Raw genomic sequence first — 18932 nt, forward strand, 5'->3', positions numbered from 1 at the left:
ACTTTATTGAAAGCAAATACATCATTCTAACAATGAGAAAAAATAAAAGTCTTGATATAGAAAAATTAACTAAAAATTTTCTAATTAAAAGTAAGCAGATTTTAGCCTTAACTATTATATTTAGCGTGATTTATACAATTATCCTTAATGTTTTAAATTAAAAGTAAGTTAATCAATATAAATTCTAGAATAATTAGATAATTTACAACTTAGTAAAGTCTTATTGCTATTAGTTAAATACTTAAAAAGTAAAAACTATTTATTATAATTAAGCCTATGCTTTGCTACATTTGCTAAAATACAATAATTCGATGAATCTAGGTTAATTATATAGTTTTTTATTTAATTATAAATCAGAGCTAAACTAAGTAGCTTAATTTTAAGCTTATTATTTATTAACAAAAAATGATAAGAAAATCTCAGAGAGTTTGTCATGTTGAGTGGATTAATTCTTGTCTTTTAAATCAAAAAATTTTGCTTTAGCTTAACTTTAGTTTTGCTAGAAATTTATCTCTTTAACTATGAAACTGCACTTCACCTGGTGAAAATAGAAGTAATATTATTACAACCATGACCTTATCAGTAAGTTACTAGATAAATTGATTATCAGAAAACTAGCTAATCCCAATTAGCTAAAAAACTATAATTGCAAAACTATTTATAGTATTTCAACTCTGTAATAAAGAAAAACTATTTTAAGTTGAAGACCTATTTTTTAGTTAACCTAACCCAATAATACCAAACCGAATGCTAAGATAAGTGAATATTGTTATAGAGCATCTTATTAGTCACTAAGTTCTTAATATAACGAGTTTTTAACAGGATAAATATAACCGTTGTATATACTTCTTACGATACTATAGACAAGTTTGAAACTTCTTATATGCCTATAAATTGTGAGAATTTCTACATTAGGAAACCTCTGTAGCTACGTTATGAATACTCTAGCTAATTAGCTGATAGCAATGTTAGTTTTTTGTTGTTGATTACGCTGAAGATAAAATTTTATGTCAATGCCAAATAAAGCCTTATAAAATAACAGTAAAGAAAGGTAAAAATTTTGTATATAAAAGAGTCTTATACTCAGCAACAATCATTAAATTAAAGATAGTCTAATCAATATACATAAATTTTTCGTAGACTAATGCGTTCAATATATTATATATTTATAGAAATAATGAATTTATTTTCTCTTAGTACTTTTAACTACTGGCTTTTTACAATATATGAATACCTTCAAGGGTTTAACTTTGTTAAGGACAAATTACCAGAGAAAATAGGATGCTAATTAAAAACTCATTTACAAGATTTTAGGGTCAGACAATTAAAATTTGTCCTTTGTCACGAGTTTTATTCGATTTCAGCGACTAACTATTAATTTATAAAAAACTTGAGGCATTTTAAATGCTACCATGGCGACAATCTTAATAACTAGCAAATAATATAAAGAAAGTATTATTTATTTGAATTTACCAACGAAATATGATATTGTAAGATAAGTAATGAATTGGAATGTTTGTTTTTTGATAGCTCAAGCCAAACAGCAATCACAAAAAATGTTAGTTACGATAGCTACTTCTACGAACTTGGCTTAAACGCAACCGATATTGATAAGTACTAACTATAACAGACTTGAGCTCTAATTATTAGGAATCAGTCGAGGCTGTTGATGTATCCGTTGAACAACATTTATGTTTATAAGCGATCAGCCCGATGTACAACCGGTCGTAACTAAGGATGTTTCTATCTGCTCAAATCACTACGCATTAAAACTTGGTAGGCTCTTGAATTCAAAAGCCAATCACGATTAAGGTGCTGAATCTTCGAAGGTTGTAACAGTTGCTTGGTTCTTGGCAGGTATTGATGCGATGTGTAGCAAGCGTCCTTTTCTTAATAGCACACAGCTTGCTAGTGCTCGAGCACATTGCTATAGGAACAGCATTGCATGGTATTGCAGAACTATTTCTTGCCCCATGGGCTATCCGTCATCGAGCCTGGGATATCATCGTAATCGGATTAATCTTTTGTGTCTTTGACTTATGGGGGACGCTTAGACTTATAGGAATAACCTGAAACTATAAATTTAGGTCCACGAATTCGACTCAACCACGTAACTGTGGCAGCCAAAACTCGATAAGCTGCCAGGAAGACCACAGAAAGATAGCTAAGAAAACCCAGTTTAACCAGGCTGGTCGTCGATGATTTTCAAACATTTGCCTAAGTCAATTAACCTAGTCTATCAGTTCTATATATATCTGAACATCAAAGTCATTACATAAAACCCTTGCCTCAAGTTTTTGTTTAAAATTAGTAAAAAATATGTAAGATTTTATCTAGCAAGTAGCTGAATAAAAGAATATACTTTTGTTGATAAAACACTTAAAACTGTATATATTTCTCGACTAATTATAGATTAATAGTAACTGTCTAAGCCTATGACTGGCATAAAATAAGGAAATAAATTAAGACTTACTTTCAAGTAATTACTTTGCATAAGCTGCAATATATTAGCCTAGACTTGTATATCTATTAAGTGCGGTAAGGTTAGATTAATTCTTTACCTAAAAGTACTTAGATTTGAATATTTTTATCTTTATAAGAGTTTTAGTGGGAACAGTATAACTACATATTTTGTTACCGTATTCCAATAATCCTTGACCATTAGAAAATAAATTAAAAATTGACATTAGCACTTTTAGTCACTTTCTTGAAATCAAGACAATTTGATTGTCAATAATACCAAAACAGCTATGAAATACTGTAAGCAGCTTTTTGCAGCTTAACTATTTTTTAATATCTCTTTTATTGACTAACAGACTTTTTGCTAAATAATCATAAATATTAAAAGCATAGACTACATATCACATAATTATTTTATATCATATAAAATCTAAAAGCTAGATTAATAGTTTGGCTTATTTTTGATTCGAATAACAACAATAAATAATGCAACTATTTCAAGTTTAATCATAATTAAACCTCAAAGAAAAAATCTGAAGCTAATTAACTAAGGTAGCCCTATCATTAATGATTAATTTTTATTGGTAATCTGAATATGTAAATGTGAAAACTATCGGGCATGTAAAGCAATCAGCTCAAATAGTGCAAAGTTTTCATAATTATTATATTAAAATTATCAATATAATAAAATCTCTCATAAGATTTTGCTTGTATTTACTTTTTATTTTTGTATGATAGATTTAATGCTTATTTACGCATACACAATCTCAAATAAAATTAGGTTTTTATTCTAAAACAAGAAAAATTTAGTTCAGGCTCAGATTACCAACTAATGTATAAACCTTAGAAAGACTTACAAAAAGAAAACTATGTTTTTACTCAGGCTAGGTTAAACTTTTAACTTATGTCAAATTTAAATTTGACTGAGCTTTAATAACTCCTTAAGAAAGCATTTCTGCTTAATATATACTCTGCGTAAAACTATAGATTTGATCTTATATTTTAATGAATCTTGAATAGTTACGAATGAATGAAATAAAATAAATTTTTCTTTTACTTATCATGTAATTCTATCTCAATAGCTAAAGTTTTAAGAATCATGTATATTTTACTTAGACAATAAAATCAAGTTCAACTTGGAAAAATAAATATTTTATTTGGAGAGTAGTTTCTTGATTGTTACGAGTAGCTTTCATTGAAAACACTAGTTTTTTGCTTTGATTACCAGAGCTACTAAGTTATAAGATGAGCGATTAATAATCAAAAGCAAAACTATCTTAATCAAGGCAATCAGCAATAATGTTCGGATAATATAAGGGCTTGGGAAACATTGCGAAGCTTGCATAAAATTAAAGTCTTTATACCCTGATTTCTAGAAAGCAGTCTAGCGTTATTGACTGTGATAGGGTGCTGTTTACTTCGGTCTACCGCAACTTAATTAAGATAAATATAGAATTTTTGTGTTAAGTTCCATGGTTTCTGGAAAATGGCATGAATATGGTAATAATAAATAATTACTGATACCATTTTAGTATCCTTTTCCTTCCAATAAGTCAACAAGTCAAATGGGTAATTCACGGAGTTCACTCATAACTCATACAAAGACTATTCACAAAATAGTCGATGGCACAATGACTTTGTTTAAAAAAGAGAGCACACCTTTGGGTACCTCATCATGGTCGGGTGTCTGGCAGGATTCCACTAGCCCTATCGGTACCGTGCCACACTATCAAGCCCGTGTTCTGGTTCACCTACATTCCTCTGTACTAGACCCCGCGGGAGAAGCCGTTAGAGGCGCAGCCGCTCGTCTTGGTGTACATGGAATCAACAAACTGCGCATTGGAAAAGCGGTAGAAGTGGAAATTGAAGCTGTTAGTGAGATTGAGGCCCGTCATCGTCTTGAACTACTCAGTGACCGGCTACTTGCCAACCCAGTCATTGAGCATTGGTCCCTGGAGCTAAAAGATTCATGACCATTGGGATCGTCGTTTTTCCTGGTTCTAACTGCGATCGGGATGTTCAATGGGCTGTTGAAGGTTGCCTTGGCATACCGACACGCCGTCTCTGGCATGACGAAACAGACCTAAGTGGCATAGATGGAGTAATTCTGCCAGGTGGCTTTAGCTACGGCGATTACCTGCGCTGTGGCGCGATAGCCCAATTTGCGCCAATACTCCAATCTTTGATAGACTTCGTCTCCAAAGGTGGACGTGTGTTAGGCATCTGTAATGGTTTTCAAATCCTTACAGAGTTAGAATTATTACCCGGAGCACTAACACGCAATCAGAACCTTCACTTCATTTGTGAAGATTCATCACTCCGTGTATCTAGTGATCGAACGAATTGGTTGAAAAGCTACGGTAAGGACTCTTCACTGCTACTGCCGATTGCTCATGGAATGGGTTGTTATCAATGCAGTAAAGATACCCTTAAGCAACTTCAAGATGACGATGCCATCGCCCTACGCTACAACACAAATCCTAACGGATCAGTAGACGACATCGCTGGGATTACCGATGCATCAGGTAACGTTTTTGGCTTAATGCCTCATCCGGAACGAGCCTGTGATCCTGCAACAGGTGGAACCGACGGACGCTCGCTACTTGAGGCCCTATTGAACTAATAATTTAGTGTCGTTTGCTTGTGATCTTAAGAGCGGTATTTGCACCTGAAACCGAGCTAATGTAGCAGCGCCGGTTGACTAATTTTGACGTTTTCCTCCGCGCTGCGCACAGGACACCCCTGCGGGCTGTGAATCCAGATGAACTTGACCAGAAAGCTTATTAGATGGTGTGATAACTGCATAACTGCACGATGGAGAAGGTTTTGCAAGAGCGTTTCAAGACTTGGGCATTTCTCTGATCATAGATAAGCCTCATAGTTCATAAATAAACCTTATAGTCAACCTTAGCTATTTAAACTCAGCATTGCTCTTAGTTAGGGCGGGAAGCATCGCTTTGAAAGCCCATATGCGTTGTATAGATTACCGGCAACGGTACAGCGATCCAGTCACAATGTCAGTAATCAAGCGTTCGCAGCAGGTTTTAAGATCTATGAGAACTCTCCACTATTAGGAACTGCTGCTACTGACACAGAAGGGAATAGAGGACCAGCTTCATCATTAGGGTTGAATCCGTGCAGTAGCACCACTGAGGCTAATCTATAAATACGGGACCTGCATATGATCGCGTCACGGAGCTGTAGATCGACCTGAACCTACCTTTGCTTCTAGGTTTGCGGCACAGATTCAGCCTTTAATAAACCTTCATCAACGGAAACATCATTGTAGTGCATCTGGAGCCCGTGAATGGTCTGAAAATCACCCATTTACAAATCATCCGAGAACCAGTGAGTTGGTCAGTGATTTCATTATCGCGATTCTAGCGCTGGGAGAGTAATGCGATCTATTTATTGGGGGTGGGGGGGTTAAATGTTGGTGTAACAGACAGTTTAGTAAATCAGAATCTTTAACAGTGAATCAGGAACCATTGCTTCCCGGGAAGAGCCACATCAGGCAACCATAAACATTGGAAGATTAGTAATCGGATCACAAATAGTGGTTACTAGTCAGAAGCAAATTTAGTGGTTGTTTTAAGTGGTAAAGCAGCTGCCCAACGACGAGGATGCCGTTAAAGGCACCCTCGGTCTCTTAAACCGTTCACTTTACTTATATTAAGTCAATCATCAGGCAGCAACAACAGCAGTCTTAGGATCAAGAACGCCCTTAGCGTACTGACTGGCAAAGTAGTTTATGTCGCACTGTTTTATCTTACTAGCATTACCAGCAGCCCAGAACTGCCGATAACGGTCCAAACAAACTTGTTTCATGTATTTCCGAGCCGGCTTGTTGAAGTGGCGAGGGTCGAAATTAGCGGGATCAGCTATGGCGGCTTCGCGGACAGCCGCGGTGAAAGCAAGGCGGTTATCAGTATCAATATTCACCTTACGTACACCATTACGAATACCTTCTTGAATCTCTTCGACAGGTACACCATAAGTTTCAGGGATCGCACCGCCGTATTTATTGATCATCTCAAGCCACTCTTGTGGGACAGATGAGGAGCCATGCATTACCAGGTGGGTGTTGGGTATTGCTTTATGAATTTCAGCAATGCGGCTGATTGCTAGCACCTCGCCAGTAGGTTTGCGGGTGAATTTGTAAGCACCATGACTGGTACCAATGGCGATCGCCAGAGCGTCCACTTTGGTTTTGGACACAAAATCAGCTGCTTCAGCAGGGTCAGTCAGCAACTGATCTTTGGATAACTCACCCTCGAAACCGTGACCGTCTTCGGCTTCACCCTTGCCGGTTTCAAGAGAACCAAGACAACCCAATTCACCCTCCACGCTAACGCCGATTGCGTGGGCCACATCAACTACTTCCCTTGTGACTTTAACATTGTAGTCGTAGCTAGCGGGAGTCTTGGCGTCAGCTTCCAAAGAGCCGTCCATCATCACGGAAGTAAATCCATTCGCTGCAGCACCGAAACAGGTGGCAGGGCTATTGCCGTGATCTTGATGCATCACCACCGGGATATCCGGATACGTCTCGACAGCAGCCAGAATCAGATGACGTAGGAAATTTTCGCCTGCATAGGTTCGCGCACCACGAGAAGCCTGCAAGATTACAGGAGAATCGGTTTCATGCGCTGCTTCCATGATCGACTGCACCTGCTCGAGGTTATTTACGTTGAATGCAGGGATGCCGTAGCCGTTTTCTGCGGCATGGTCTAGCAGTAATCGAAGAGGAACGAGCGCCATAGTAAAGTCCCAAATAAAGGCCGATAAACGGACATAGAGTCTGTAACCGCGAGACTTTACCTGTGAACCATGTGAAATGTCACTATGTTCAGGTGCCTTAACGACACGAGGATGTTGCATGAAATAGATTCGGTTAGGTGCAGGCAGCAACAAAAGCTGTTCATTACATCGCTACAGGACAGTTGATGTCTAGGAACGCAACACCCTCACGAGGCTTCAGAATTGGCTCTTGCTTTAGACTGAGGAGCCGCTTTCTCTTTTTCCGTATGCGAGCCTTGCCAAGCTTCAGGCATGAACGCCGAAGAGCTTTTCCATAAGAAGTCAAAGATTCCAGTTTGCTTTATTTAAGTAGGTTGTTCGTCGTGTTGAGATGAGCAGACGCGGCTTCTCTCACTTAAACCACCAGAGAGAAAAACAACCCCAGGAACACTGGCAGGTACTCTTCTTGTCTCTCTAATGCTTGTATGGCCAGTCCGGCGACAATTTCAGGATCGGCTTTCTGAGCTCCGCGTCCTATATCGTCATGGGTGGCTTGAGCGGAGTACCTTCTAGAAGAATGCTATCAACATGGCAAGCGTAGTATAATCGACTCAATAATCCGTTCTCAAACAGGTACAGTGGCCTCGAAGCGCGATAGCTGTCCATAGAAACTCAGGCTCAATGATTGGGACGAGGCCAGACTGCTGAACGCTTCTGGCATAACGGGCAAGGACCTACGCATTTTCACAAATCGACGATTCAGAAAGACAACCGTTAGAAGCGATTTGAAGCACAGTACGCCATTTAGCGAAGCGAGCGCCACAAGCCTGGTAATCGGTAGCTCGCTCCGCTGGGTTGTCCAGGCCTGTGCAAAGGGGCTCAACGGAACCTGTCCTAGGGAGAAAGCGAAAACCTTCATCAACCTTGATTCCTGGAATCACTCCCAGCTTCTGTAATTTTTGAATTATCGAATCACCACCTGCATGATTTTGAAAAAGAGTCTCTTAACAAATAATTGCACCGCTCATGTAAGTAGCTAGGCCTTGCGTAATGAAAAACATGCCGCGGTTACGCCAGGCGGTTTGCTTCTATGTTTCCAACATTGATTGGACCTAATCCCTGACCAATTGTTTTGGTAAATTCATCTACAATAAGAATTCTTTTCCGAGACTCTACAAGAGATTGAGCTGTCGCTATCAGCTCCTAAAAAAGTCAGTAAGAAACATATCGAATAAAAAGTAATATTCAGCCTAAAAATCCATAATATTTGTAAGTTACTGACAACTTATTGTTTCAATTAAAACAGTTTAGTTTGTTTATGATTCATCGCATTAAATGTTCAAAAACTCAGGCTAATTGGTAGCCGCAGCGTCGCAGCAGAGTCTGCTTGCTATTCCTTCCATTAGTCCGGGAACCATAGGTTTGCCACTATAAATGCTCTGGGCCCACCAACTCTGAACTCGCGCCACTGGTGCCACGCGCCCATCGCTCCACGTGGTTGAAAAAGCTAAATCTGTGTCGGGTTGAATATGGCGTAGCGATTCTCCGGATGCCGCATGCCATAGCGTAAAACCATGAACATAATCTTTTTGATTCTCGCTACCCAGGATTAAGCTACCTTCAGACCCATAGACCTCAAACCAACAGCCGCGTCCGTTGCGCGCAACGGAGGCAAGGGTTATCTGTGCTGGAACTGAGCAAACAGAACTCCCCTCCCATTGCAACGTGGTCTGAATCAAAGATACGTCTTCTGCATCCACCGACACCATCCTCCCGTCCAAACCAGGACGCTTTCCAATCGAAACTTTGTTAAGCGCTTGGACCGAGCCAACAGGACCTATTAGCCACGCCAGAATATCAAAAGCATGAGTGCCCAGAGCACCAATGACACCACCGCCAGCGCTGCGATCAGAGTACCAATTCCAACCTCGGCCGGCATCCGCGCGACTACTCATCAACCAGTCCAGTTTCACTAACCAAGGAGTCCCAATCGCACCAGCGCGAAGCAAGCGCTCCGCTTGCATAAACAGCGGTACTGCTCGGTATTCGTAGTCCACAGCAACACTGAGACGCTGTTGCAAAGCCAACCTTTGAAGTTCCATCGCCTGATCCACATGTAATGCAATGGGTTTTTCCAATAAAAGATGTTTACCTGCATGCAAGGCCTGCAAGGCAAGGTCAAAACGAGGAGCAGGTGGCGTAGCGATAATGACCGCATCAACGTCAGGATCGGCAACTAAAGCATCCCAGCTGTCGTAGCCGTTGAGCCCTGACAACGTACAAGCTAAATCTAGTCGCTCTCGGCGTGGATGCCAGAGAGCAACGGCCTTTAAGTCTGGATTGGATTCCAAAGCAGGCAGGTGTACCTTTTCACCAAAACCAAGTCCGGCGATAGCAACTCCTATGGGTTGGGTGAACATTTCAGCTAGAAAGAGGCTCATTACAGACAGCCTCAATAACAGACATGATCAAATCGTCATTTTCGACAGACCGCAAAGTGGTACGAAAACGTGGAATCCCGTTGACTTGTCTATCGCGATAAAGCCGCTGGCCACAGTCAAGTTCCATCACATAAAGCCCCCCCTGACGTTGTTCACCGTCTGGTGATAGGGCTGGGGTGAAACGACTGAGCACGGTGCGCAATCCATTCTTATTCTCTCGTACGCTGCCGCGATCCCACCATTGTTGCCCAGCATCAGTGCTAGGAACCTCAATCCAGTCGATAGGACCAGCCCAAGCCATTCCGACACAACAAAACAGCGCGACAAGCAAAACAAGTAAGCGTCTAATCATGCACCAACGGATTTTAAAGATTTGGATCCATGAAGGCGGAGCAGCGAAGCTAGCGTGCTTCGGAGCTGGGTCCGCGGAACGATGGCGTCTACAAAACCATGATCTTGTAGATATTCGGCTGTTTGAAAGTTGTTGGGTAATTTTTCACGCAGCGTCTGTTCGATCACCCGACGACCGGCGAAACCAATTAAAGCCTTTGGTTCTGCCAGGATCAGATCACCTAGCATAGCGAAACTAGCCGTCACTCCCCCGGTGGTGGGATGAGTTAGCAGTGGCAAGTATAGGAGTTCAGCTTCCCGATGACGCTCCAGCGCTCCCGAGATTTTAGCCATCTGCATCAGGCTTAGCATCCCCTCTTGCATACGAGCGCCTCCCGAAGCACAAACAATCAGTAATGGAAGTTTGCGCGAAGTGCATTCCTCAACCAAACGGGTAATTTTCTCGCCCACGACCGAACCCATAGAGCCGCCCATAAAGCGGAAATCCATCACTGCCAAGCCGATTAGAATCCCGTCCACCTGGCAAAGCCCTGTTACGACACCGTCGTTTAATCCGGTGGCAGCTTGGCTTTCGCGAAGACGGTCAGCATAGGCGCGTCGGTCTCGGAATTCCAACGGATCCATGGGCGAGAGATCCACGTTCAGAGGCTGGAAACTGTCGGGATCAACAATCAGGGCAATCCGTTCGGCACTGTCGATTCGGTGGTGGTAGTCACAGCCAGCACAAACGTTAGCGTTGAGGCGTAGATCCTTGAGGTAAACAACTAGACCGCACTCTGGACACTTACTCCAAAGACCATCACCCTCTTCGGGTTCCCGTTTGATGTTGCCGACGTACTGACCTTTACGGCGGTCAGCAAACCAGTCGAACAGAGACACACGAACCGGCCGATTATTTTCCATTAAAGACCCAGCCACGACGTCAGGAAAGCCCGTCATCGATCTCACTAGCTAAAAGGATCCATTAACCAAAACAGCTCAAATATCTAGAGTGATGAGCGATCTAAGCGGAGAAAGGGTTGTCGTAGAATCAAAGACGGCTGCCTAACCTGAGTCAACTTTCCCACAAACGCGCCAATTACGCGGTCCTATCGCCATGCCAAGCTCTTAGAGAGGCCCAGCCAAGTCTCGTCATCGCTGTAAACCCAGCACCTCTAAACCGAAGAACCGGTTTGTCAACGAGCCAAAGTGTTTCGACTCTCTAAATAACAGCAAAAGGACATCACCGTTACGATCTAATGGTCCTTAACCGCATTCAAGCTGCCTCTAGGATTAAACATCAGTCTTAATAACAGTGCTACTCAAGTAACACGTGGTAGGCCCAGGACAGGGCCTACCACGTGTGATTAAAAATCGGTTAAAAAATTGCGGAAAGTCAGCGTTAAGTAAGATCTTATCACCATAGGGCAATGCATCTGAAAGTGGTCTCCTTGGCGCTTGTTTATAAAAACCGGCAATCAACATAATCGTCCAGCGCGCAATGTTTCTAGGACAGGATGTTGGTCACTGATGGGTGATCAACAACTACAACATGGCAGAGACCAACTCAGCACCAGAATTTATATTGCGCCGAATACATAACACAACCACATCAGGAGCGTTAACTGTTCGCGACGATCATCCAATACTTGCTTTGGCGGGTGCCAAATGGCTCTTCTGTTAAAGCCAATGACATAGAAGTCGGAAGTGGTTAGCAGAATCTATATTTATACCGATTTCATCTCCACTCAATTAATTGTAACCGCAAATTCAGCTGATCTCAGCAAGCTCTTGTTGAGGCACCAGTACGGGTCAGCCAGCCTAAAGGTAACGCGAACATTCTATTTTAATAAATCAGCTACTACACCAAAGAGAAGCGTAAGCTTGAGGATGCATCGGCAGGATGCTCAGACTAAACTACTTATATCAAAGCGACTCAGCGTACGAACGCCAGCACGGCATGAGACACGGAGATATTTTGATTCATCACAGCGTATGAGCAGCATCGCCGATCTGCAAAGAAATCAATAACAAAAGGATCGTCTTACTCAAGAAAGCATGTCAACCTTCGGTATGAAGACGAAGGTTAGACTTTATTGTAGCCGGATTGTTTAATTTAGCTGGGATTATTTTTATCTTCGATCATGCGGTGAATGATTGGAGTAAGGATGAGTTCCATGGCAAAACCCATCTTACCGCCGTTTACAACGATACTGGTGGGACTAGACATGAAGGAGTCGTGAATCATTCTCAACAAATAACCGAAATCTATGCCCCACTTCTCGCGGGCTCCCTTGCGGAAATGGATGATCACAAAACTTTCGTCAGGAGTTGGGATATTTCGGCAGATGAATGGGTTAGAGGTATCAATTGTTGGAACCCGCTGGAAATTGATGTCAGTCTGACTGAACTGCGGGCAAATATGATTGATGTAATCCGGCATCCGGCGCAAGATCGTATCCACGATCGCCTCAGCCGAATAACCACGTTCTGCGTTATCGCGATGGATTTTCTGAATCCACTCAAGGTTGGTGATCGGCACTACGCCCACAAGCAAGTCGGCAAGGCTAGCTACGTCGTAACCATCACCTTGGACTCCGCCGTGGAGGCCTTCGTAGAAGAGCACATCGGTATTTGATGGAATGTCCTCCCAAGGGGTGAATTGACCTGGATCAAGGTTTACACCCAACCGGGCGTTATGTTCGGCCGCTTCCTCAGGGCTGTGCAGGTAGTAGCGCTTTTGGCCAGCTCCTGTTTCCCCATAGGTGCGGAATAATTCTGCAAGTTCATCAAAGAGGTTGGCCTCAGGTCCGAAGTGAGAAAAGTTCTGTCCTGCCGATAGGGCATCAGCCATTGCCTGCTTCATCGGCATCCGCTCGTAGCGATGGTAGCTATCACCTTCCACCACGGCAGGGGTAATTCCCTCACGAGCGAAGATGTGCTCAAAAGCGCGCTTAACGGTGCTGGTTCCAGCTCCGGAAGAACCGGTGACAGCAACTACCGGATGACGCTTCGACATCGACGCGAAAATTACAGACTTGGAGATCTTGCCAGATCAAAGCCCAAAATCACCACCTGAAGTTTTTAAAGAGCTTTAAGTAGTTGCTCACCCATAGCCCGACATCCCAGAGGAATACAGCCATCTGACATCAAATCGTTGGTTCGAAATCCAGAAGAAAGAATAGTATCTACGGCTCGTTCAATATCATCAGCAGCAGAGTTCTGCTTCAAACCAACGCGTAGCATCATGGCGGCGGAAAGTACCATGGCGATCGGATTTGCCTTGTCTTGGCCTGCTATGTCGGGAGCAGAGCCGTGAACCGGCTCGAACAAGCCCGGATTTTCACTACCTAGAGAAGCAGAGGGCAGCACGCCAATCGAACCCGTCAGGACTGCCGCCTCGTCGCTCAGTATGTCGCCGAATAAATTTTCGGTGAGTAGCACATCAAACTGACGTGGGTCACTCACCAGCTGCATAGCGGCGTTATCTACATACATGTGGCTCACATCTATGTCGTCGTGACTGCGTGCCATTGCATCGACACGGTCGCGCCAAAGTTGGCTTACATCCAGTACGTTAGCCTTGTCCACCGAGCAAAGACGACCGTTTCGCTCCCTAGCAATTTCAAAAGCTACCCTCGCGATGCGATCTACTTCTGAAGCGGAGTACGTCATGGTGTTAAATCCTCTTTCGTCACCATTGACTTCGATACGTCCCTTTGGCCGACCAAAATAGATCCCACCGGTGAGCTCACGAACCACTATCAGGTCAACCTCCTCAATCACCTCTCGCTTGAGGCTGCTGGTGTCAATCAGCGCGGGAACGGTTCTGACCGGTCGCAGATTGGCAAATAGGTTGAGTCCTGAACGAAGTTTGAGCAATCCAGTTTCGGGTCGTTTTTCCCGAGGCAGGTTGTCGAAGCGGGGGCTACCGATCGCTGCCAAAAGCACGGCATCGGCTGTTTTACATGCCGTAAGCGTGGCCTCAGGCAGTGGATCGCCGATCATGTCGATGGCGCTACCACCGATAGGTTGCTCTTCGAAATCGAGTTGAAATCCATATCGTTGTGCTACAACATCCAGCAATTGGCGGGCAACAGCTGTAATTTCGGGGCCAATACCATCGCCAGGTAAAAGAACGACACGGTAATGAGCCATAATCAACCCTTGCAACAGAGCAATGCCTGAGATTATCGAGAGACATCGCGTTTCAATTCCTTCAACGCCTTCACGATTTCAGGCAGCTTGCTAAACGTGGCGGCGCAACGCAACCAGAGACGATGTGGAATAGCCGGGAAGCCACTAACCAGCTCACCAGCCGCCACTTTGCCCTGGATACCACTCTTGGCGCTCACAGTCGCTCCATCACCTACAACGGCTCCGTTGCCCACGCCGACTTGTCCAGCTAAAATAACGCCGTTGCCCAGTTTAGCACCCCCCGCGATGCCTGCTTGAGAGGCAAAGGCGCAGCTGCGACCAATAGTTACCCCGTGGCCAATTTGAACAAGATTATCGATCTTGGAGCCGGCTCCGATGCGAGTTTGTCCTACGGATGGACGGTCAATCATGGTGCCACAACCCACTTCAACGCTGTCTTCCAGTACCACTTGACCGGTTTGAGGCATCTTGCGCCAGCCGTGGGTCGTAGGTATGAAACCAAATCCCTCTGAACCAATTACAGCGTTTGAACTCACCACACATCCATGCCCGAGACGACTGCCAGGATGGAGTACGGCATTGGCATGCAACTCACACTCATCACCAACTTCAACGTCGTTGTAAATCACCACGCCAGGATGAACAATGCAATTTGCTCCAATGCGACTACTCGCACCAATGCAAACCCGTGGAGCGATGAAGGTGCCGGGACCTACCACCGACCGCTCATCGATCACAGCGGTGGGATGAACCTCTGCTAAAGGACGTTTACGCGGGTGCAGCAGTTCTAGCGCCTCTGCGAAAGCTAGGCGTGGATTGGCGATTACAGCAAAAGGAATGTTTCGCTCGCTTGCGATTTGAATTAAGTCTTGCTGATCGGGAAGAAGTAGAGCACCAGCGACTGATTTATTGAGTGCAGAGACTAGGGAATGACCCTTTTCCAAGAAACTTAGCTGGTTTTCATGAGCTTGTTCGAGAGAGGCTGCACCAATAAGTATCGGATCGATGTTCAATTGGCTCCAGCGAAATCCTGCTTCGCTGGTTTGTAAGTTTTCAACTAGGGCACTAAAACGCATAGTCTTGTGAAACGGCTTCTTGGGTTCTAGAAGTGTTTGTAATCTGTATGAAGTTATCGATTTTTGAGAACTAAAGCATCACGGTGTATCACCACCGGAGATCCAGTTACGCCGAGCCTTGATACCAAGGCTCGGCGTAACTGGACACTGGTCTGAGAGCAAAGACCACGTCCCAGTTCAACACCGTTGGGATCCAACAACATCACAACTTGATTAGCATCAAAGTCTCCATTCACCGCAGTAACACCAACTAGAAGTAAAGACGCTCCTCGATACAGAAGCGCCTCACAGGCTCCCGCATCTAATTGAAGCTCTCCCTCTGGTTCAAGAACATGAGCTAACCAACTGCGACGATTACCCAAAGGCTCAGGATGGGGATGGAAAATGGTACCTCCTCGCTCTCCTTGAAGGAGCCTCCCTAATCTTGTGGGATCACGTCCGTCTGCTAACTGAACAGTGACCCCACTAGCTGTAGCGATTCTTGCGGCGGCTAGTTTGGTAATCATGCCTCCAGTACCCCAACGCCCTCCATTACCAGCATCAATCTTCAAATGTTTTAGCTCCTGAGGGTGTTGAACATCTGTGATTGGTCGCGCGGCGGCCTCGATACGCGGATCAGAAGAATACAAGCGATCCACGTCAGTTAGTAGGATCAGTTGCTGAGCCCCCACGGCTGCTGCAACTAATGCAGACAGTGTGTCGTTGTCGCCGAAACGTAGTTCAGCCGGTGAAAGGGCATCATTTTCGTTAATTATAGGGAGCACGCCCCAAGTCAAAAGCTGTTGCAATGTGCCTGACGCATTTTGATAACGGCGACGATCTACTAGATCAGATCGGGTCAGCAACACCTGAGCGACAGATAAGCCGTGTGCTGCCATCGCACGCTCGTAAAGAGCCATGAGATGTCCCTGACCGATAGCGGCGGCAGCCTGGAGAGCTATTACGGAATTGGGTCGCTGACTAAGGTTCAGTTTCTGACAGCCCAGACCTACAGCTCCACTGGTTACCAGTAATACATGATCCCTGCGTCGTATAGCCGCGGCAATCACTGCGGCATAGCCATCAATCATTACAGCTGTATTCTCCCGCAAGAGGCTCGTGCCAAGCTTCACGGTCCACAGCGTCATGCCGTAAGGACCCCCATGCATCTCGCCAGGGTGCGCTCTAAGCGCTGAATTCGATCGTTTGAGCATGCACCGCCGTCGACACGAACCGGGCGCACAAGCACAGTGTAAAGTCCGAGTCGATTCCCGCAGAGCACATCAGTAAACAGGCGGTCACCAATCATCGCGATGCGTTCAGCAGGTAGATCAAGATCCGCTATCACACGTCTTAAGGCTCCGCGTCGGGGCTTGCCAGCCCCAGCAGTAAAACTCACCCCGATCTGAGCAGCTACGTCTGAGATACGGCTGCGCGAAGGGTTATTGCTGAATAGATGCAATTGCAGTCGCTGGCCGGCTTCCATTAGCCAAGCTAGAACCGGTCCCGGCAGCGTGACATCATGCCCCGGCAAGAGAGTGCGATCCACATCTAGTACAGCGGCTCTAATGCCTCGAACGGTCAGATGAGATAACGATAAATGAGCAACGGTGAGGCCGGGATCCCAGTTGGGCTGCAACCAGTGCCGACATGTTATTTTGACCACTCGCGTTCCCCAAATTCAGCTTCGATGCGAGGCTGAATTTGATCGAGCTCGCTCTTACTAAGAAGTTCTGCTTGACCATCTACCATCCGCACTAAAATGAGAAAAGGATCGAGAGGAATGTACAAACCATATTCCTGAATATCCACCATAAAGCTCACCAAAAGCTCAAAGGTCTCTACGTCATCACCAAAATCATCTTCATCCTCTAGTTCTTCCAAATCCTCTTGTTCAGGGTCCTCAAGTTCCCCACCCACTGTAAGAGTGATAGCCGAACGCATTAAAACCAAATCATGCTCCTGAAGCACCACATCTGCAACAGAGAGAATTAGCTCGTTACTCGCTACGCCTGTGATCGGTTCAGGTTCATCGTCGTCTCGTAACCGGAACAGCGAAACCGGTGTATCAACGGGTGAGAGCAGGGCATAGTCCTGACCATTCAATGGAATTAGATACTCGAGAAAGCACAGAAGACCATGACCTTCTTGATCGTACACCAACAGCGTTGGATGGTCACCACTCTTTTCTGCTCCGATGTCCGACATCGTTGCCCCCTAACTAGGGTTAGGATCCACCATTGATGAATTAGGTGCTCACTTTTAGAGCGATCAGCTGGACCGGTTTAAGCGCCGGCCCCTCCCAAAGCCACTGCTCCAGTAACAAAACAGCTGCCGCACTGTCTAGCTTACCAGTCCGATCATTCCGCAAACCGTAGCGTTCCTCTGCTGCCCAGGTGCTACTGTGCTCATTAACCCAAGCCAAACGCAAGTTCAGGTTACGGGCCAATCGTGAGCCATAACGACGATAGTACTCAGCTTGTGGTGTGAACTGACCCGCTGCATCCATGGGCAAGCCAATAACAAGTCCCTTTACTGTTCTGCGAAGACAATGGCTACGCAGAACCGTGAGATCTGCTTTAAAATGCCTTCTGTGGAGAGCAGGCAAGGGCGTCACAGTGATGCCTAAAGGGTCACATCCAGCGAGACCGATACGTCGCCGGCCTATATCCAAACTGAGCACGGAACATACAAAAGACATGATCAACGAGGCCCAAGGGTTGGGTTGGGCAAGGGTGTCCCCTGTGGACGAAGTCGGCTGAATACTTCATCCAGGGAACGACTGATGTGAAGGTTCCGGTGGGCGATGTGGCGCCGCCACATACTTCGACCAAGAAGCAGTTGCTCAGCTCCCCGCTGCCAACCTTGCGCCTCAAGAATTTGTCCGAGTAGCACATCATCAAAGTCAGTAACTAGAGTATGAGGAGCACCCTGTTGCAAAATCCGTGCAAGCATCACGGGCAACGCTCGATCGAGTCGGGTGTCCCAAGCCATACCACGAAGTAACTCAAAGTTGCGTTGCTCACTGCTTTCCGTGAGACGAATGCAACCTGCAAGGACGGTCTCACCATCCATCAATATACCGCAACCAGGGCCACTTCTATCTAGAATATCTAACCAATGCCGATCTTTAATTTGGCGAAGGTGACTGAAATTACCAATTTGTTCAACCGACCAGAGTAACTGGGCCGTATGGCGATTGATGGGACACCAAGTCACGCTATCCGCCAAGACAGTCTGCTGAGCGTTGATGGATAACCGCGGAGGTAACCAACTTTGATATGGCCTCAAAGGCTGAAAACCCAGCTCTCTTAAAAGTGCGATGGCATCGACATCGGATGCTGGACAACGAATCACCCAGCTGTAGGACTGAGGAGTGCCTAAATGGAGGGCATTTTGCAGTAAATCGTGCCGCACCTCTCGAAGACTATGGTTGCGGACCTTCCCAATCAGTTCTGGCAAGTGCAGCGTCCAGCACGTGCCACGGCGGTTGTAGGGATAGATCACTATCATTGCCAAAAGCTGATCGGCTTCCAGGGCTACAAGACATCGGGGCGAACGGCTGGGCAGTATGTCGGGGAAGCGTTGCTCAAATCGAGCCAGCCAATCGCTGATCAGAAACGTCTGAAAACGCGGCAGACTCCCTGAGTCGGCGATCACCCTGCAACGCGCCAAGTGGGCAAGATTAAGTGGTTCAATACGCAGGGAAGACAGGACTGGTTCAGCCATCACCACTCCCTACTACAAC

19 protein-coding genes and 1 pseudogene are annotated in these 18932 nt (G+C 45.2%); 4 read left to right on the top strand and 16 right to left on the bottom strand.

Annotation, left to right across the window (positions count from 1 at the left end):
• Window positions 1–1839: 1839 nt before the first annotated feature.
• The 3 genes from ABWV55_RS07430 (at window position 1840) to purQ (ending at window position 5083) form a co-directional block, all read left to right on the top strand.
• Complete coding sequence (locus ABWV55_RS07430) at window positions 1840–2073, top strand: hypothetical protein (protein WP_353291469.1); 234 nt, start codon at window positions 1840–1842, stop codon at window positions 2071–2073.
• Between the two features lie 2105 nt (window positions 2074–4178).
• On the top strand, window positions 4179–4433 hold the full coding sequence (purS, locus tag ABWV55_RS07435; RefSeq protein WP_353292678.1) for a phosphoribosylformylglycinamidine synthase subunit PurS: 255 nt from the start codon (window positions 4179–4181) through the stop codon (window positions 4431–4433).
• Window positions 4430–5083 carry a phosphoribosylformylglycinamidine synthase subunit PurQ gene (gene purQ, locus ABWV55_RS07440; RefSeq protein WP_353291470.1) on the top strand — a complete coding sequence of 218 codons (654 nt, stop codon included), beginning with the start codon at window positions 4430–4432 and terminating at the stop codon, window positions 5081–5083. The genes purS and purQ overlap by 4 nt, the downstream gene beginning before the upstream one ends.
• A 1061-nt stretch (window positions 5084–6144) precedes the next feature.
• Here the strand turns inward: purQ and fba are convergent.
• The 8 genes and pseudogenes from fba to accD all read right to left on the bottom strand — a co-directional run bounded on the left by fba (window position 6145) and on the right by accD (window position 10871).
• On the bottom strand, window positions 6145–7221 hold the full coding sequence (fba, locus tag ABWV55_RS07445) for a class II fructose-bisphosphate aldolase (RefSeq protein WP_353292679.1): 1077 nt from the start codon (window positions 7219–7221) through the stop codon (window positions 6145–6147).
• 163 nt (window positions 7222–7384) lie between these two features.
• Window positions 7385–7546, bottom strand: a complete 162-nt coding sequence (locus ABWV55_RS07450; RefSeq protein WP_353291471.1) for a hypothetical protein — start codon at window positions 7544–7546, stop codon at window positions 7385–7387.
• 19 nt (window positions 7547–7565) lie between these two features.
• On the bottom strand, window positions 7566–7679 hold the full coding sequence (locus ABWV55_RS07455) for a class I fructose-bisphosphate aldolase (RefSeq protein WP_353292680.1): 114 nt from the start codon (window positions 7677–7679) through the stop codon (window positions 7566–7568).
• A 132-nt stretch (window positions 7680–7811) separates the two neighbouring features.
• A pseudogene (locus ABWV55_RS07460) lies at window positions 7812–8168 on the bottom strand (class I fructose-bisphosphate aldolase).
• 100 nt (window positions 8169–8268) lie between these two features.
• A complete protein-coding gene (locus ABWV55_RS07465) occupies window positions 8269–8400 on the bottom strand; it encodes a class I fructose-bisphosphate aldolase (RefSeq protein WP_353292681.1) in 132 nt (43 codons plus the stop codon).
• A 152-nt stretch (window positions 8401–8552) separates the two neighbouring features.
• Complete coding sequence (locus tag ABWV55_RS07470; protein WP_353292682.1) at window positions 8553–9620, bottom strand: Gfo/Idh/MocA family oxidoreductase; 1068 nt, start codon at window positions 9618–9620, stop codon at window positions 8553–8555.
• Window position 9621: 1 nt separating this feature from the next.
• On the bottom strand, window positions 9622–9993 hold the full coding sequence (locus tag ABWV55_RS07475) for a hypothetical protein (RefSeq protein ID WP_353291472.1): 372 nt from the start codon (window positions 9991–9993) through the stop codon (window positions 9622–9624).
• Complete coding sequence (accD, locus tag ABWV55_RS07480) at window positions 9990–10871, bottom strand: acetyl-CoA carboxylase, carboxyltransferase subunit beta (protein WP_353292683.1); 882 nt, start codon at window positions 10869–10871, stop codon at window positions 9990–9992. The genes ABWV55_RS07475 and accD overlap by 4 nt, the downstream gene beginning before the upstream one ends.
• Window positions 10872–11505: 634 nt before the next feature.
• On the opposite strand from accD, the gene ABWV55_RS07485 reads away from it, so the two are divergent.
• A complete protein-coding gene (locus tag ABWV55_RS07485) occupies window positions 11506–11655 on the top strand; it encodes a hypothetical protein (protein WP_353291473.1) in 150 nt (49 codons plus the stop codon).
• Window positions 11656–12087: 432 nt separating this feature from the next.
• On the opposite strand, the gene ABWV55_RS07490 is transcribed toward ABWV55_RS07485, so the two are convergent.
• From ABWV55_RS07490 to ABWV55_RS07525, 8 genes are all read right to left on the bottom strand, one after another.
• The gene (locus ABWV55_RS07490; RefSeq protein WP_353291474.1) at window positions 12088–12990 is read right to left on the bottom strand and encodes a phosphoribulokinase; all 903 of its coding nucleotides are present in this window, start codon (window positions 12988–12990) and stop codon (window positions 12088–12090) included.
• Between the two features lie 65 nt (window positions 12991–13055).
• Window positions 13056–14129, bottom strand: a complete 1074-nt coding sequence (leuB, locus tag ABWV55_RS07495; protein ID WP_353291475.1) for a 3-isopropylmalate dehydrogenase — start codon at window positions 14127–14129, stop codon at window positions 13056–13058.
• A 32-nt stretch (window positions 14130–14161) separates the two neighbouring features.
• On the bottom strand, window positions 14162–15205 hold the full coding sequence (gene lpxD, locus ABWV55_RS07500; RefSeq protein ID WP_353291476.1) for a UDP-3-O-(3-hydroxymyristoyl)glucosamine N-acyltransferase: 1044 nt from the start codon (window positions 15203–15205) through the stop codon (window positions 14162–14164).
• Between the two features lie 53 nt (window positions 15206–15258).
• Entirely contained in the window at window positions 15259–16332 is a 1074-nt protein-coding gene (gene proB, locus ABWV55_RS07505; protein ID WP_353292684.1) for a glutamate 5-kinase, read from the bottom strand.
• Window positions 16329–16850: a YqeG family HAD IIIA-type phosphatase gene (locus ABWV55_RS07510; RefSeq protein ID WP_353291477.1), complete on the bottom strand. Its 522-nt coding sequence runs from the start codon at window positions 16848–16850 to the stop codon at window positions 16329–16331. The genes proB and ABWV55_RS07510 overlap by 4 nt, the downstream gene beginning before the upstream one ends.
• Window positions 16838–17392 (bottom strand): DUF3727 domain-containing protein, encoded by a 555-nt coding sequence (locus ABWV55_RS07515; RefSeq protein ID WP_353291478.1) that lies wholly within the window; start codon window positions 17390–17392, stop codon window positions 16838–16840. The genes ABWV55_RS07510 and ABWV55_RS07515 overlap by 13 nt, the downstream gene beginning before the upstream one ends.
• A gap of 40 nt (window positions 17393–17432) precedes the next feature.
• Complete coding sequence (gene ruvX / locus ABWV55_RS07520) at window positions 17433–17885, bottom strand: Holliday junction resolvase RuvX (RefSeq protein WP_353291479.1); 453 nt, start codon at window positions 17883–17885, stop codon at window positions 17433–17435.
• A 2-nt stretch (window positions 17886–17887) separates the two neighbouring features.
• Window positions 17888–18913, bottom strand: a complete 1026-nt coding sequence (locus ABWV55_RS07525) for a hypothetical protein (RefSeq protein WP_353291480.1) — start codon at window positions 18911–18913, stop codon at window positions 17888–17890.
• Between the last annotated feature and the right edge of the window lie 19 nt (window positions 18914–18932).

It is taken from the genome of Synechococcus sp. M16CYN, from assembly GCF_040371545.1.
Taxonomy (GTDB): Bacteria; Cyanobacteriota; Cyanobacteriia; order PCC-6307; family Cyanobiaceae; genus Parasynechococcus.

Bases quoted from the DNA above. Each gene is read 5' to 3' on its own strand.
- purQ (WP_353291470.1), top strand. From the start codon at position 4,430: ATGACCATTGGGATCGTCGTTTTTCCTGGTTCTAACTGCGATCGGGAT.
- fba (WP_353292679.1), bottom strand. From the start codon at position 7,221: ATGGCGCTCGTTCCTCTTCGATTACTGCTAGACCATGCCGCAGAAAAC.
- ABWV55_RS07470 (WP_353292682.1), bottom strand. From the start codon at position 9,620: ATGTTCACCCAACCCATAGGAGTTGCTATCGCCGGACTTGGTTTTGGT.
- ABWV55_RS07475 (WP_353291472.1), bottom strand. From the start codon at position 9,993: ATGATTAGACGCTTACTTGTTTTGCTTGTCGCGCTGTTTTGTTGTGTC.
- ABWV55_RS07490 (WP_353291474.1), bottom strand. From the start codon at position 12,990: ATGTCGAAGCGTCATCCGGTAGTTGCTGTCACCGGTTCTTCCGGAGCT.
- leuB (WP_353291475.1), bottom strand. From the start codon at position 14,129: ATGGCTCATTACCGTGTCGTTCTTTTACCTGGCGATGGTATTGGCCCC.
- lpxD (WP_353291476.1), bottom strand. From the start codon at position 15,205: ATGCGTTTTAGTGCCCTAGTTGAAAACTTACAAACCAGCGAAGCAGGA.
- proB (WP_353292684.1), bottom strand. From the start codon at position 16,332: ATGACGCTGTGGACCGTGAAGCTTGGCACGAGCCTCTTGCGGGAGAAT.
- ABWV55_RS07515 (WP_353291478.1), bottom strand. From the start codon at position 17,392: ATGTCGGACATCGGAGCAGAAAAGAGTGGTGACCATCCAACGCTGTTG.
- ruvX (WP_353291479.1), bottom strand. From the start codon at position 17,885: ATGTCTTTTGTATGTTCCGTGCTCAGTTTGGATATAGGCCGGCGACGT.
- ABWV55_RS07525 (WP_353291480.1), bottom strand. From the start codon at position 18,913: ATGGCTGAACCAGTCCTGTCTTCCCTGCGTATTGAACCACTTAATCTT.